The organism is Sporosarcina sp. FSL W7-1349 (assembly GCF_038003045.1).
In the GTDB taxonomy this organism is placed as follows: Bacteria; Bacillota; Bacilli; order Bacillales_A; family Planococcaceae; genus Sporosarcina.
Genome location: NZ_JBBOOK010000001.1, coordinates 1,931,274 through 1,947,082 on the forward strand (window position 1 = coordinate 1,931,274; position 15,809 = coordinate 1,947,082).

The 15,809-nt window shown below is 42.7% G+C and carries 15 protein-coding genes; all 15 read right to left on the reverse strand.

What is annotated here, in order from left to right; translation table 11 throughout:
* Positions 1 to 12: 12 nt before the first annotated feature.
* The 15 genes from MKY41_RS09560 to MKY41_RS09630 all read right to left on the reverse strand — a co-directional run bounded on the left by MKY41_RS09560 (position 13) and on the right by MKY41_RS09630 (position 15,586).
* Positions 13 to 1,089, reverse strand: coding sequence for a Gfo/Idh/MocA family protein (locus MKY41_RS09560; RefSeq protein WP_340744786.1), 1,077 nt, complete (start codon positions 1,087 to 1,089; stop codon positions 13 to 15).
* Positions 1,090 to 1,110: 21 nt separating this feature from the next.
* Positions 1,111 to 1,434: an L-rhamnose mutarotase gene (locus MKY41_RS09565; protein ID WP_340744787.1), complete on the reverse strand. Its 324-nt coding sequence runs from the start codon at positions 1,432 to 1,434 to the stop codon at positions 1,111 to 1,113.
* Positions 1,435 to 1,453: 19 nt separating this feature from the next.
* Positions 1,454 to 2,284, reverse strand: a complete 831-nt coding sequence (locus MKY41_RS09570; protein ID WP_340744788.1) for an amidohydrolase family protein — start codon at positions 2,282 to 2,284, stop codon at positions 1,454 to 1,456.
* A gap of 20 nt (positions 2,285 to 2,304) precedes the next feature.
* Positions 2,305 to 3,075: an SDR family NAD(P)-dependent oxidoreductase gene (locus MKY41_RS09575; protein WP_340744789.1), complete on the reverse strand. Its 771-nt coding sequence runs from the start codon at positions 3,073 to 3,075 to the stop codon at positions 2,305 to 2,307.
* A gap of 20 nt (positions 3,076 to 3,095) precedes the next feature.
* Positions 3,096 to 4,331 carry a dihydrolipoamide acetyltransferase family protein gene (locus MKY41_RS09580; RefSeq protein WP_340744790.1) on the reverse strand — a complete coding sequence of 412 codons (1,236 nt, stop codon included), beginning with the start codon at positions 4,329 to 4,331 and terminating at the stop codon, positions 3,096 to 3,098.
* 15 nt (positions 4,332 to 4,346) lie between these two features.
* Positions 4,347 to 5,765, reverse strand: a complete 1,419-nt coding sequence (lpdA, locus tag MKY41_RS09585; RefSeq protein ID WP_340744791.1) for a dihydrolipoyl dehydrogenase — start codon at positions 5,763 to 5,765, stop codon at positions 4,347 to 4,349.
* Positions 5,766 to 6,236, reverse strand: coding sequence for a VOC family protein (locus MKY41_RS09590; RefSeq protein WP_340744792.1), 471 nt, complete (start codon positions 6,234 to 6,236; stop codon positions 5,766 to 5,768).
* The gene (locus tag MKY41_RS09595; protein ID WP_340744793.1) at positions 6,233 to 7,237 is read right to left on the reverse strand and encodes an alpha-ketoacid dehydrogenase subunit beta; all 1,005 of its coding nucleotides are present in this window, start codon (positions 7,235 to 7,237) and stop codon (positions 6,233 to 6,235) included. The genes MKY41_RS09590 and MKY41_RS09595 overlap by 4 nt, the downstream gene beginning before the upstream one ends.
* A complete protein-coding gene (locus tag MKY41_RS09600) occupies positions 7,227 to 8,219 on the reverse strand; it encodes a thiamine pyrophosphate-dependent dehydrogenase E1 component subunit alpha (RefSeq protein WP_340744794.1) in 993 nt (330 codons plus the stop codon). The genes MKY41_RS09595 and MKY41_RS09600 overlap by 11 nt, the downstream gene beginning before the upstream one ends.
* 20 nt (positions 8,220 to 8,239) lie before the next feature.
* Complete coding sequence (locus tag MKY41_RS09605) at positions 8,240 to 8,428, reverse strand: tautomerase family protein (RefSeq protein ID WP_340744795.1); 189 nt, start codon at positions 8,426 to 8,428, stop codon at positions 8,240 to 8,242.
* 2 nt (positions 8,429 to 8,430) lie between these two features.
* Positions 8,431 to 9,783 carry an adenylosuccinate lyase gene (purB, locus tag MKY41_RS09610; RefSeq protein WP_340744796.1) on the reverse strand — a complete coding sequence of 451 codons (1,353 nt, stop codon included), beginning with the start codon at positions 9,781 to 9,783 and terminating at the stop codon, positions 8,431 to 8,433.
* A gap of 9 nt (positions 9,784 to 9,792) precedes the next feature.
* Positions 9,793 to 10,809: a LacI family DNA-binding transcriptional regulator gene (locus MKY41_RS09615; RefSeq protein ID WP_340744797.1), complete on the reverse strand. Its 1,017-nt coding sequence runs from the start codon at positions 10,807 to 10,809 to the stop codon at positions 9,793 to 9,795.
* Positions 10,810 to 11,170: 361 nt separating this feature from the next.
* Positions 11,171 to 13,126: a TRAP transporter permease gene (locus tag MKY41_RS09620; RefSeq protein ID WP_340744798.1), complete on the reverse strand. Its 1,956-nt coding sequence runs from the start codon at positions 13,124 to 13,126 to the stop codon at positions 11,171 to 11,173.
* Positions 13,127 to 13,160: 34 nt separating this feature from the next.
* Positions 13,161 to 14,159 (reverse strand): TAXI family TRAP transporter solute-binding subunit, encoded by a 999-nt coding sequence (locus tag MKY41_RS09625; protein WP_340744799.1) that lies wholly within the window; start codon positions 14,157 to 14,159, stop codon positions 13,161 to 13,163.
* 41 nt (positions 14,160 to 14,200) lie between these two features.
* On the reverse strand, positions 14,201 to 15,586 hold the full coding sequence (locus tag MKY41_RS09630; RefSeq protein WP_340744800.1) for an aspartate aminotransferase family protein: 1,386 nt from the start codon (positions 15,584 to 15,586) through the stop codon (positions 14,201 to 14,203).
* Positions 15,587 to 15,809: the final 223 nt, after the last annotated feature.

Consider the following 15,809-nt stretch of genomic DNA (forward strand, 5'->3'; position numbering starts at 1 on the left):
CCTTATCCGTCTTCAATTAATTTCTTCAAGCCATACAGGTCTATTTTCTTTCATTGATTGATAGGCAGCATAAACCATTTTTAATGTTAATAAATTATCATTCACACTATTTTCAGGTTCTCTATTTTCTTCGATAGCCCTCATCAATTCACCCATTGTTCCTATAAATGCGTGCGGAAACCATTTTCCTTCTAGATTTGGTTTAAACCATGTATCTTTGATTAATTTATTTGAGGTGAATTCAATCGTGTCTTCTTGTCCAAACGGATAATTATACAATGCTCCATTTTGTCCCTTAATGATGCCTTCCGTACCTTCAAATCGATATGTTGCATACCAATCGTCTTGTGTCGACCAGTTATTATGGTTATCATAGACAAGGCCCCTGGCATATCCGGGAAACTTCATATGGATAAGAGTTCTAGTTTCACCCTCCACTTGCTGATCTGGATATTTTGCGCCATCTGCATAGATATACTCGGGGGTTCCAAACAAAAACCGAATTGAATCTAAATAGTGTATACTATGGTACATAATTTCTAGATTTTTTATCTTTTTTAGAAAAGGCCAGTTTTCAAATTGCGTCAATACATTTACTTGGATTGAAGCGTTCGTTAGTTCTCCAAGAAGGCCTTTACTAATGATGTCGTGACTGGCCCTGATTGATGGTGCCCATCTCATTTGCTGATTAATCGCTATTTTCACATTATATTTTTCGCCAAGCGCTACAATTTTCTTAGCATTTTCCATGGTATCAGCAAGCGGTTTTTGACATAATATATGTTTACCTGCTTTTGCAGCTAATTCAACAACTTTTGGCTGTAAGTCAGCGGTTACAGCTATATCTACAATATCTACTTCAGGATGGTTGATTAACTCTTCCATTGTCTTACATACGTTTGGTATATTAAATTGTTGGGCGACAGATTCAGCCCGCTGGACCGTTCGATTGTATATACCAACTACCTCAAAACCTGCCAATTGATATGCGGGTAAGTGAGCATCCCGTACGATCTCTCCTGCACCAATAATTCCGATACGCAAGTTTTTATTTTTAGGAACTGCTGGCTTATAGTCCACCTCGAACATTTTCTTTTCCCTCCCCCGAATTTATTCTAAATAGAATACTTCCTTCATACTTGCCCACCATTCATTTTCCGATCGGGTCACGAGCGGCTCTTGCAAGGGCTTACAAATAGCCCACCATCTTTGAGTTGTTTCATCTTTCTCCATTTCAGCCATATCTTTTTCATAATTTTCTCCAACATATTCGTAGTAACTAAATAATGTATTATCCTTTATATGGATGGAGTAATTTTGAATATTACTTCTTTTGATACGATCGATTACCTCAGGCCATACTCGTTGATGAAGCTTTTTATATTCATCGATATGTTCATCGGTTATATGGATTACGCTGGCTACTCTTAACATCCTATTCACCTCTTTTAATTCAAAGCTGATAGAACTTGGTGGCAGTTTTATCAAAAACAGCTTGATATTCCTTATCAGTGCGTTCTGTCATTGCAATCTCTACTGAATCCAATACCTGTTTATAATCACCTGCTAAATTTAAAACAGGCCAATCGCTACCGAACATTAATCTATCCGCACCAAATAGAGTAAAAGCAATATCAATATAAGGTTGTATGTCTTCCGCATTCCAATCAGGGGAAGCAGCCGTATTTAACCCCGAAATTTTTGCATATACATTTGGATTGGAAGCGGCTTGTTTTATAAGTTCCTGCCAAGGCTCAAACTGAGCAGAAGCGATCGGCGGTTTTCCTAGATGGTCGATTACCATTCTCAAATTAGGCAATTTTTCAGAAAGTATAGGGATCAATTTGAGATGCTCCGGTAAAACAGCGACAACATCAAATGGCACGTCATTAGCTTGTAAAACATTTAAGCCTTCAATAACTTGGGGCTGGATTAGCCAATTGACATCCTTTTCATTATGGATTAGGTGACGAACCCCTTTGAAATATGGGTTTTCTAAAAACTTTTCTAAACGAATAGCCGTCTCATCCGGTTTGTCTAAAGGGACCCATCCTACAACGCCAGCCACCCAGTTGTATTTCTCAGCAATTTCCAACATATACAGTGTGTCTTCGTAGGAGTTATCTGCTTGAACAAGAATTGTTTTATCAATATGAACCTCTTTCAGTATCCCCGCTAATTCAGGTGGCTCGATACTACGAAAAATCGGTTCTTCATCTTTGGTGGGCCATATATAGGGTACACGATCAAAATTCCAAAAATGTTGATGCGCATCAATTCTCATGAACCTTGTCCTCCTTTTTCTTAGTCCATCTCATACCCACCACAAACATTTAAAGCTTGTCCATTAATGTAGGAACTTTGATCGGAACATAAAAACAGTGCTGTATCCGAGACGTCTTCTGGTGTACCTAAGCGATCTAATTTAATGGTTTGCAGAAATTTCTCCTCGGGACTCTCTCCCAGATTTCTTCTTTTTTCGTATATTTCTTCCATCATGGGAGTTAAAATAACCCCTGGACAAATTGCATTTGTTCTTATATTTTGTTTTCCAAAAGCTTCTGCCATGGATTTTGTCAAGCTAATAATACCCGCTTTACTGGCGGCATAGTGAGGGGAGTATGGCCGACCGCTCCTTCCTGCTATCGAAGAAATATTGATAATCCTTCCCTCTTTTTGCGTAAGCATTTGGGCTACAATAGCTTGGGATAACAAAAATACGCTCTTTAAATTAATGGACAACACCCTGTCCCAATCTTCCTCCGTAATATCCAGAAATGGTTTAGTTTGCATAATACCTGCGTTATTGACCAAAATGTCGATTACCTGAAACTTCTCCTTGGAGAACTCCACCAATTCCGTTAAATTTTCACTGTTTGTTAAATCAGTCACAAATGAAAATAGTTGCCCTTCCACTTGATGCTGTTCTTCTGTGACGATAGAATGGATCTCTGGATTCAAATCGACCAGCAATACATTTACCCCGTGGCTGGCCAGCTTGAGAGCAATTGACTTTCCGATTCCTTGGTAAGCCCCTGTCACAATAGCATTTTTTCCTTTTACTCCGTATGTCATATCTATCCGATCCACCTACCTTAGAATAGTTCCCATTCTTTCGATTCCAATTGTTCAATAAGATTTTGCAGAAACACAGCCCCTACAGCGCCATCAATCAACCTATGATCGAATGATGCCGATAAGCGCAAGATTGGTTTCACTTCAATTTCTCCTTGCTCATTCACGACTGGTTTAAGCTTGGAAGAGCCTACCGCTAAAATCCCTGACTCTGGAGGATTTACTAAAGCAGTAAAGTCATCTATTCCAAAAGCCCCCAAGTTTGAGATTGTAAATGACCCATTACTCATCTCATCCACCGTTAGTTTCCCTGCTTTGGCTTTGTTAACTAATCTGTCCCTTTCCTTGGCGATTTCAATTACCGATAATTGATCCGCGTTGCAAATAACGGGAACTAGCAAGCTGTCGTTCACGGCGACTGCAAGACCAACATTAATATCTTTTTTCTTTATAATCGCATGCTGTTTTTCACTATACTCATAACTGCTATTAAAAATTGGCTGCTTCGCTATTGCTAATGCCACAGCTTTGATTAAAAAATCATTGATGGATAACTTCACGCCTTTATTACCTAGTTCATTCACTTTTTTGCGTAATGTTTCCATATTGGTCACGTTCATATCCCGGTTCAATTGGAATTGAGGGACGTTCATAAAGCTATCGGTCATCCGCGTGGCGATAACTTGACGTATACCGCTGACCGGTTCTTTTTGTGTATCATTGCCAACCTGTTCCACTGTCTCTCTTGATTTTGTTATGTTGGTTTTCCTTGCATCAAGCGCTTTGTAGACGTCCGTTAAAACAATTCTTCCAAGTGGACCGCTTCCAACAAGTTCATGAGCCAAAAGATCATTTTCTTTTAGCAACCTTCTAGCCGCCGGAGATATGCGGATTCGATCAGATTGGTTTGTATGCACTGCTGTTGCTTTCTGAGGACTAGGTTTTTTTACTTTTTCAACTTCCGTTGGTTGAATTGACATGGATTCTTTTTGTCCATTACCTTCTTTACTACTTACTTCCGAAACCCCAATGCTTCCCAATATCTCCCCAACCTGAACTAATTCTCCCTCCTCATACAAGATTTCTGTCAAGACTCCTGTATGAGGTGCCTCCACTTCCAAAATGGATTTATCTGTTTGTACTTCCACGATCGGCTCTTCTTCATTAACCGTATCACCAACTTGTTTAAGCCAAGTGACAATTGTTGCTTCATCCATGGTTAATCCCATTTTAGGTAAAATAATGTCAGCCGCCATTCTACTCACCCCTACTCAACCGTTAATTTCCAATCCTTGAACCGCTAAAGCCGCTTCCCCTAAAATTTCACTTATGCTTGGATGCGGATGAATCGCTGTACTCATTTCCCAAGACGTAGTTTCCAGGAGCATTCCTAACGATAATTCTCCAATTAATTCAGTAGCTTTTTCTCCGATTAGATGGACTCCGACCACTTGGTCTGTCTTTATATCCGTTATTACTTTGGCGAACCCTTGGTTGTTAGAACTTATTAAAGCTTTTCCATTACCTGTGTAGTGGAACTTACCAACTTGAAATTTCCTCCCGCTTCTTATACATTCGGATTCAGTTAAACCAATACTTGCTATTTCGGGATTTGTATATATACATTTTGGAATATACTGTTCATTTACTGGCTCAACATAGTCACCTAGAATGCTATCGATTGCAATCGTGCCTTGATGTGCTGCCAGGTGAGCCAACTGATAGGAACCAGTGATATCTCCAACAGCGTATAATCCCTTAAGAGATGTCTCCATAAACTCATTCGTTTTCACAAAGTGATTTTCAGTTTCCATATCGAAATTTAGTTGAAGATCGGCAAATGTAGTCTTCCTGCCAGTAGCTACAAGTAAAATGTCTGAAGGAATAGCGGTTGTTAAACTCGTTTCATTATTTTGTAATGTAATTTCTAAGTGATCATTATTATCTTGAATCTCTTCTAAAATCACTTCATGTCCCAAGTAAAGATTGACACCTTTTTTTCTCAAGCTCTTTTCGAGTTCATTGCATATCTCTTCATCATTAGTCGGTATCAAATGCTTTTCTTTCTCAATGATAGTTACTGCGCATCCCATTTCACTGAAAAATGTAGCATACTCCACTCCAATAACGCCTCCGCCCATAATTGAAATAGAATTAGGAAGATAATCTAAATCCAATAAAGTGTCGCTTGTAACGATTTTCTCACTGTGTTCATCAACATTCTTTGGAACAAGGGGGACGGTTCCTGTGGCCAAAATGACATGTTTTCCTTCAAATTCTTCAATTTCGTTTGTTAATCTTCTTACTTTAATCAGAAAGGTTTCAGCCATTTTCAAGATAGCTTCAGCTTGGCCTTCAACTACTGTAATCTTATTTTTCTTCATTAAAAATCGCAGTCCTGAGAAAAGCTGATCGATGATCCCCTCTCTTTTTTCAAGAAACTTGGGATAATCTACTTTCTCTACATTATTTTCGTCAACTGACTTGATTCCCCACTCATGACTATGTTTCAATGCTTGTACTTTTTTTGATAACTCCAACATAATTTTTGTAGGAATACAGCCCTTATGTAGACAGGTTCCTCCTAATTTTTCTTTTTCAATGAGCAAAACTTTCAATCCTTTTTTTGCTCCACGAATTGCTGCCGTATAGCCCCCAATTCCTCCTCCTATAACGACTACATCAAACATTTACACTCTCTCCTTTGATGGGGGTTGAACTAACTCTAAAGTTATCCCGTCCGGATCTTTGAAATATACAGTGTAGCCTCCCTTGTTGCGTCCTTCTTGAATTGCCACGATTTCAGATTTAAACGCTACGCCATGTTCTGTTAATCGATGAACAGTCTGAAAAATATCTGTTACTCTAAAAGCTAGGTGAGCACTGCGGGTATGAACAGTTCCTTCTGGGACTTCCAATCCTTTAGGAGATACATATTCAACTAACTCTAATACATGTCCTGAAGGGCCGACATCTAATCCATCAATGGAAAACATAGCTACCTTCAAATTGGCATCGGGATATCCAACCAGTTTTCTCGTGTATTCATTATTTTGGGCCTGTTCATGAACCAACGTCAGGCCTAATAGATCCCGATAAAATGGAATCGATTTATCCAGGTTTTCCACCGTAAAGCTAGTGTGCCAAAGACCTATTATCATTTTGAACCCTCTTTCATATATAGTGATTTTTTAATGTCATCCACAATATCTTCTACTTTAGGCAACACTTCTTTTTCCAATTTCATATTGTAAGGAATTGGCGTATCTTTCGCACCAATCCTATATACAGGTGCATCTAAATAATCAAACACTTCTTCTGAGATTTGAGCCGCTAATTCCGCGCCCCACCCAAAAGACTTTGCCGCTTCATGAACAATGATGAGCCGATTCGTCTTTTTCACGGAGTCTTTGATCGTTTCGATATCTAAAGGAACCAATGTCCGCAAGTCAATCACTTCGGCATGAATGCCTTCAGCTTTTAATGCCTCGGCCGCTTCCAAGCTGAGATGCACACTTCTAGAAATGCTTACCATCGTAATATCTTCGCCTTCCACTAATACGTTGGCTTGTCCAAAAGCTATTGTATATTCTTCTTCAGGGACATGGCCTTTCGTATTGTATAAGAGCTTATTCTCAATAAACATAACCGGGCAGTTTTCTCGAATTGCCGTTTTTAGAAGTCCCTTTGCATCATAAGGACTGGAAGGTAGAACGACTTTCATTCCCGGTACATGAGCAAAAATAGTTTCGAGACTTTGGGAGTGTTGAGCTGCATTTCCACGCCCGCCCCCGCCTTGCGTTCTAAAAACAATGGGTACCGTGGTTTGCCCACCGGACATATATGCCATCTTCGCTCCTTGATTTAAAATCTGATCCATCGCCACAAATGTAAAATCAATCCACATAAATTCAACGATTGGTTTCAATCCAGTCATAGCAGCACCGATACCCGCGCCAGCGAAACCAGCCTCCGAAATAGGTGTATCAATCACCCGTTCCGCCCCGTATCGTTCAAACAGACCTTTAGTAACGTTAAAAACTCCTCCATAAGGACCTATATCTTCCCCCAATAAAATAATATCTTCATTTTTTTCCATTTCTTCTTTAAGAGCTTCATTTAACGCTTCTGCATAAGTGATCATTCTTTCATTAGTAGACATCTGTGTATACCTCCTCTAAAGACGGCTCCTCATCCAATACAGCTTGTTCATAGCTAGCATTAATCTCTTCTTTTGCCTCTTCTGCCACTTCCTCCAATTCCCTTTCGGAAAGCCATTCGTATTGCAAGCACTGTTCTTTGAAGATTTTAAGAGGTTCTTTGGCCCACCATTCTTGTACCTCTTCCTTCGTTCTATAAGTCTCGCTATCTCCAAACATATGACCTAATAATCGGTAGGTTTTTGCTTCTATAAATGTCGGTCCATTGCCGCTTCTCGCCCGCTCAATAGCTTCTTTTGCAACGGCATCCACAGCCAATGGATCATTCCCATCGACGACAACAGAGTGAATATGATAGGCAATACCTCTCTCCGCCAAATCTTTATTTAACAATGAATCTGAAATTGGTGTCATCTCAGAATATAAGTTATTCTCACAAACGAATATGATTGGAAGTTGCAGCACGGCGGCTAAATTTAGTGATTCATGAAAAACACCTTGGTTAGTAGCACCATCTCCGAAGAAAGTGACTGCAACTTTCCCTTCTCCTTTACGTTTTGCTGTTAACGCACCTCCGACAGCAATCGGAATGCCTCCCGCTACAATGCCATTTGCTCCAAGCATTCCTAGCTCTTTAGAAGCAATATGCATCGGGCCACCCTTTCCTTTACAATAGCCACTCTTCCTTCCAAACATTTCGGCGAATAATTTGAATGGATCTGCTCCCTTTGCTAAGGCATGTCCTCTTCCTCGATAAGTGGTTGTCATATAGTCTGTATTATTCAAGTTCCTGCAAATTCCGACGGCAACAGCTTCTTGACCAATATATGGATGTACGGACCCGCCAATTAACCCTTTCTTATATGCCTTAATACTCGCTTCTTCAAAAAAACGGATTTGATTGAGCCCATGCCAAATAGATGTTGCTTCTGATTTGTCTACCTTATAAAGATCTTCAGTTGCTTCAAAAAAGTTGATTTCCAAAGTTCCTCCCGCCTTTCTCCTTAGTCAATATCCCGAACTAATTTTCCCTCTTTTGCAAAAAGACCTTTTTTTAATTCAATCAGTTCGATCCTGACATCACTTGAATCAATTTCCAAACTCTCTGTTATTGCTTTTGTCATGTTATACACTAACTTTTCCTTCGTCTCTATCGAACGGCCTTCCATCAGTTTCATTGTCAAATATGGCATAGTCATCCGCCCTTCTTTCCATTTAAAACTTGGTCAATAAAAACGGAACAGAGGCCTAGATAGTTTTCTGGCTTAAGGAAACCTTCTACTTCCTCTCGACCATAATGTGTTGTGACCCGCTCATCTTGGCAAATTGCATCAATTAATGGGATGTTTTTCTCATATGCCTTCATACTCGCTTCATACACAACTTCATGAGCAGTCTGCTTGCCTAAAGCCCCAGAGATATAGAACATGAGTTGTTCACTTAAAATCAATCCACCGGTAATATCTACATTGGACCGCATTTTTTCTTCATTGACATTCATGTTTAGCAGCACTTGCTCCATTTGTTCCAGCATTCTGCTTAAATAAGTGGACATCTCGGGCATAACCTCTAGCTCAACTAGCCAAAGCCCCATATCTCGTTCGTGTTCTTGCACTAAGGAATCATAAATTAAAGGCAACTGCATACGCACTAATCTGGAAAGACCCACCACATACTCGCAAATCATCGGGTTCCTTTTATGCGGCATAGTACTGCTGCCGACTTTCCCATTTTCAAATCCTTCCTCGATTTCGGCGATTTCAGTTCGCTGTAAATTAATAATTTCATTGGCAATCTTTCCAATGGTCCCCGCTATCATGGCATAAACAGAAGCTAACTCCGTTAAATTATCCCGGGAAGTATGCCATGTAATATCAGGTATTTTTAAACTTAGAATTTCAAGTGTACGCTGTTGAACGTCTAGTGCATTTTCTTGTAAAGAAGCTAAAGTGCCAGCCGCCCCTCCTAATTGACCTACAAAAACACGATCTTCTATTTCTTCCAATCGTACTCGGTGTCTGTGCATCTCAGAAAGCCAAGTTGCAATCTTAAATCCTAATGTAATGGGAAGAGCATGCTGGCCATGTGTCCTTCCTGGCATAATCGTATGTCTGTATTGAATAGTCGCTTTTTCAAGACTAGCAATCATGGACTCGACCTGCTCATATATAACTTTATAACCTTCTTTAAGTTGTAGAATTAATCCAGTGTCAATGATATCCTGCGTGGTAGCACCATAATGGATATACTCGCCCCAAGCTTCAGAACAGTTCTCCTCAAATTGTCTAATGAAAGTAATTAAAGGATGTGCTGTACTTTCAATTCCCTTCCGAATCTCATCAACATTAAATTTATCTACTAAACTATTTTTGCTTATCTCCTCATACGCTTTTGTAGGAATGACACCTAATTCTGATTCCGCCTGAGCCAGCGCTTTTTCTACATCAATCCATTTTTCTAACATATTTACATCTGAGAATATGTAACGCATTTTTTCATTTCCGTATAAATCTCTATAAAGAGCAGAATCTATCATATGTGCTTGCATCTTTTCCTCCTATTTTTCTAATTTTTTTACACTGTTTCTAATAATCAAATCAGATTCTTCAACCACAATTTTATGTTCTTCTGAATGATTCTGAATAAGATCGATAAGAACGTTTCCCGCCTTCATACCCATTTCATACAATGGGATTTTAATAGTTGTGAGAGGGGGAGCTGTAATTGTACAAAGCGTAATATCATGAAAACCAATGATCGAGACATCCTCTGGAACACGTAAATCAAAATCCCGAAGAGCTGCCATTGCACCGAAGGCGACTCTTACATTTGCAGCAAAGACAGCTGTAAAATCCAACTCCCCTTTTTGTAAAACCGCTGCCATTTCCTCATATCCGCTTTTTTCCGTGTACTCTGTCTGGATAATCAATTTGTCATTTACCTGAAGTTGTCGATCGACCAAAGCTTTCTTATAACCTTGTAGTCTCCTCGTACTTGTATCCGTATCAATATCACCGGTGAGATGGATAATTTGTTCATGATTATTATCTAAGAGATAAGAAACTGCCTTATACGCACCCATTTCATCATTAGCAATTACATAGTTTTTTGCACCTTTGCCTAAACGATTTATGAACACATATGGAATATTAGTTCCGTTTAACTTCTCAATTTCTTCATCGTTCAACTTACTTGAAGCGATTAACAGCCCATCAACCTTTCCTTCAGAAACTAAATTTAAGTAGGATCTTTTCTTTTCGGCACGCTTATCACTAGTGACCAAAAGATCATATCCTTGTTCAATTAAAGCCTGCTCAACTCCAGTAATAATTTTGCTATACACAGGATTATTAAAATCAGGTATTACGAGGCCGAAAGTAAATGTTTTTCCCGACTTTAATGATCTTGCCAAAGCATTCGGCCTATAATTCAGTTTTTCCACTGCCAACTCTATTTTTTCTTTGGTAGAACTTGAGATTTTCAAAGTGGCATCATTATTTAAAAACCGGGAAACCGTTGTTACTCCTACTCCCGCTTCCTTTGCCACATCCTTTAAGGTAGCCGATTCAATCACCCCTAAATTATTCCTAAAACAGTGAAATATACGAGTGAAACGTTTCAGTGAATCGTTTCACTAAAAACTTATCACATACTTTTATAATTGTCAAAATGTTTTTTAAAATATTTATTTAAAGTTTTTAGAACAACCGTAACATGGATATTGATTTAACAATAAATTAATACCAGACGAAAAACTTGCTTATATACTGATCCGCTTGTACTCGGGCGCTTCACTCCAATTTCGTTGCACTAACCTGATCATTTGGGCGACGATTGCTTGCACCAGCCGTTCATTTGCTTGCAAATCAAGCCTTTCCGCCTATCTATGAACAGAAAAGCAGCCTCATCTCTACTGGAGACAAGACTGCTTTTCATTACACTACCGCGGCTTTTCGAGGACCTTCTTCGGGCGGCCGCTTTTTTTGAATGAACCAAACGAGGATGATGATCGCCAATCCGATCAAACTCGACTGGATTTCCGGGATAATCAACAGCAGCCCCGCTCCAAAGAGTACGATGCGTTCCCAAACCCTCGAAGTGCGGATGAAAAAGCCGATGACCGCACTGCTGACTCCGATCATTCCGACTAAGGCTGTCGTAATCGCCAAGAGCAATTTCAACGCTGTGACATCCACCAACACTAGTATCGGATTGTAGATGAAGATATATGGGACAATGAAGGCGGCAATCGCCAGTTTCACGGCGGTCACGCCGGTCTTGAACGGATTCGCTTTCGCGATGCCTGCACCCGCATAGGCTGCGAGACAGACGGGCGGCGTAATATCCGCCACGATGCCGAAATAGAAGACGAACATATGCGCAGCCAATGGGGCGATGCCAAATTCATTGATCAATACTGGTGCGGCAATGGTAGCGGTGACGACATAATTCGCCGTTGTCGGAAGCCCCATTCCAAGGACAATGCATGCCACCATCGTAAAGAACAGCGCCAAGATAAGGAACCCGCCCGACAGTGCGATAATACCCGAAGCGAATTTCGCGCCGAGTCCCGTAATACTCACGACCCCCGCGATGATTCCCGCAGTTGCGACAGCTGAAATGACGGGCAATGCGACCCGGGCGCCCTGCTCAAGCATATTGACAATATCTCGCAATGACATTCTGGATTCCTTCCGGACGAGCGTCACAAGAAAAGCCGAAAGAATCCCATACAACGCCGCCCGTTGCGGTGTGAAACCGTACATGATCGTCCCGATGATAACAAACAGCGGAATGAGCATATACCCATTTCGGATTATCAATGTTTTCAACACAGGCAACTCCGATTTCGGCAAACCGAAAATTTTAAGCCGTTTCGCTTCGAAATGGGTCCCGATGAAAATGCCGGTGAAGTACAAGATGGCAGGAACAACGGCGGCCAACATGATGACGGCATACGACACGCCGAGATATTCCATCATGATAAACGCGGCCGCCCCCATCATCGGAGGCATGATTTGCCCGCCCGTTGATGCGGAAGCTTCCGTCGCGCCCGCAAATTCCGGGGTGAACCCTGCCCTCTTCATCATCGGAATCGTGAAGGAACCGGAGGCTACCGTGTTTCCGACTGAACTTCCCGATACTGTCCCTTGCAATGCACTTGCCACAACCGCTGCTTTTGCCGTACCGCCCGTATAACGGCCCGTCAAGGCAAAAGCGAGATCGTTGAAAAACTTCCCAATCGGCGTATGGACAAGAATGACGCCAAAAAAGAGAAAAAGGTAAATGAATTTTGCCGAGATCTGAATTGGAGTGCCGAAGACACCGCTCTCCCGGAACCAAAGATTCGTCGTAATCCGATCGAGTGAAAATCCAGGATGCGACAAGATTTGGGTTGGAATATATTTCCCGAATAGCGTATAGAGGATAGCCACACTTGCCACCATAACAATCGGCAATCCGACCGTCCGTCTTGTCGCTTCCAAGACAAGTGCGATTCCAATGATGGAAATGAGGACATCCAATGGACTGTAACCCGAAATCCGGCTCTGCAAGATCGAATCAAAAAAGATGATCTTATGGTAGGTCACATACATCGCTGTGAACGCCAGCGCAACATCATACCACGGAACTGTTTTTTGCGTCCGCATCCATGCTTTTTTTGCAGGGTACAACAGAAAAATGATGCCGAGCGCTGTTCCCAGATGGGCGGCGCCCTGTTTCTGGGAAGGGAGAGTTCCGAAATACCCGGTATATAGATGAAAAAGGGTTAGGGCGACACCAAGGAAGGTGACAACCCATGCCCATTTCCCGATCTGCAGGCGAAACTGGTTTTCTTTATCATATTTTTCAAGAATCTGTTGTGCGTCTATCTGTTCTTTCTTTCCCAATCGGCTACCTCCCTCCCAGACGGGCTCCTTTGGTTTATTTCAAACTATCTAGGCTCTTAATCTTCGTCTTTTCTCTCGTGACGATTTGGACAACTTCTGGATAAATATGGCCGATAAATGCGGCGTTTTCCACTTTACTGTCCTTGAAGTCCCCTTCTCCTCTTAACGCCTGCAGTGCCGGTACATGGACGGTCATGCCAAGGTCCATCTTGCCGTCACGGATTGTCACCAAGTTTTCCACGGACGCCCCCGTTTCGGTATTCGTCACATTGACACCGTCAATATATTTATTCCAAAGATTGGCCATTTCACCGCCTAGCGGGTAATATGTCCCTCCCTGGCTCCCCGTTCCAAGGATGAACTCCGATTTCCGGTTGCTCGCGTCTGCGGTCAACGTTGCAACTTCATTGTCCACCGTCAGACCTTGCTCTTCATAATAACGTTTAGCGCCCGGATGGATCGGCAATCCTTCCGCCCCGCGCAGCGCATTTTCAAGCGTCATCTGCACCGCCTGGGCATGTGTATTTTCACTCGCGTTTTCAACCATGCTTTTCGCCAGCTCATAGCCGAGCTCTTCATCAATCGTGTCCACATTGCCCATAAGAATCGCATAAGCGGTCACTGTTTCGATATCTTCTGTCTGGAAATCATAAGTCCCTTTCGGAATCGTCAACCGCTTATACTCCGAATTTTCCTCGATATGCGCAATGGCCTCGTCCGACAGTCCAAGCATTTTTACATCACCGGTCGATGCTTGCAGACTCTCAATACTTGCAGCTGGAAGACCGAGAATACCGATGGAGATGTCGATATTTCCATCCTGCACTCCGTCTGCCGCATCTCCAAAGCCTTCCTGGTATGCCTTGTAATCGCCGTCATCCAGCCCATACGCTTCCAGAATAATCTTGGAAACATTATTCGTCTCACTCGCAGCCGGACCGATTGCAATATTCTTCTTGCCGCCTCCGCCGCATGCCGACAAGATGAGAATCATTGCGGCCAACACCATCATGATACTTCCAATCTTTTTCATGTCCCGAACCCCCTTTTTGTAATGGATGAAGTACTCTTAAATCAGCCGAATAATGTCGTCAGCACCGTATCATACGCCTCCAAAGTCCGGTCGATTTCCTTGTCCCCGTGGACGGTCGCCATGCTGTAGCGGTTTAGCGGTTTCGTGTAAATGCCGTGCGCCAATAAATGATAGTCGACTTCTTTTCGTACTTTGAAATTGGCCGCTGCTTGCAAATCGCGGTAATTTCGAATGCTATTTTGTTCCGTGACGACGAGGTTGAAAATGGATCCCTTCCCGACCGGCAAAGCTCCCACCCCTTTGGCGGCAAATAAATCCGTGATCCCTCTTTTCAGACGTTCCGTGTTCCGTAAAACGGATGCCATCTCCTGTTCCAGCAACTCGATTGTCGCAAGGCCCGCCGCCAGAATCGTCGGATGCCCATTGTATGTCCCACTATGGAAAAGGACATCCTGGGCGCGGGATTTCTTGCTTTGGCTACTGTCGAATACATCCGATGCCGCGGACGGAGCGCTGATTTCCATGATTTCTTTCTTTCCGCCGACCATGCCGATCGGAAAGCCGCCTCCAACCACTTTGCCAAGCGTCGTCAGATCCGGCCGGATACCATACAGTTCCTGGGCTCCTCCTAGCCCTATGCGGAAACCGGTTTTCACCTCGTCGAAAATGAGTAGCATCCCTAACTCGGCAGTCAACTTGCGGAGATTCTCGACAAACGACTGCTCCGCAGGAATGAAACCGCTTTGAATCGGCTCCATGATGACAGCTGCAATCTCGCCTTGGCGGTTGGTCAAGATCTCCTTCGTTTCGTCCCATTGATTAAAAGGCAGAACGACGGTATGTTCGGCGTGGTACGGATGAATGCCCTTCGATTCCGGTACGGCGGTCGGATTGCTTAGGGGCCCGGCAAGATCTATGGGTGGATTGACACTGAGCAACATCTGATCATAACCCCCATGATAATGCCCCTCAAACTTGGCAATCTTCGGCTTACCTGTATACGCATGAGCCATCCGGGTGGCGAGTAACGTCGCTTCCGTCCCGGAATTCGTGTAGCGCACCTTTTCCATGCTTGGGTAGAGCTGCTGAATCTTCTCTCCCATCGTTAGTTCCAATTCATGCGGTGTTCCGAATAAATACGTGCCGTCCCGCGCCAATTGGGCCTCAATCGCTTCAGTGATTTTCGGATGCCCATGCCCCGTCATCGAGGCACCATAGGACAACAGATAATCGATGTATTCATTGCCATCAACATCCGTCAAATACGCGCCCGCCCCGGATTTCATCACAATGGGATACGGTTCGAAAAACTTAATATTCGCCGTCACGCCCCCCGGCATCACTTGCCTCGCCCTCTGGGATATTGCGTAAGAAGTCGGCGTCTTCTTCTTGAATGCCTCCATTCCCGAAACATTCTTCATCTGCATCGGCAGCCCCACCTATTCCAAATTGTAAGTACTTATCTCATTCATATGAAAGGCGGTGGGGGATTATCACTTTGGGAGGGGGTGGGGGGGTTGGAGAAGAACGTTTTGAGGTTGGGTGGTAGCGTTTCGAATTTGGAGAGGAATGTTGTGCTGTTCTTTGGAAACGTTTAGAAATCGAAGGCGAACGTTTCGAGGTTCGGGGATAATGTTGAGAGGCGGTTGA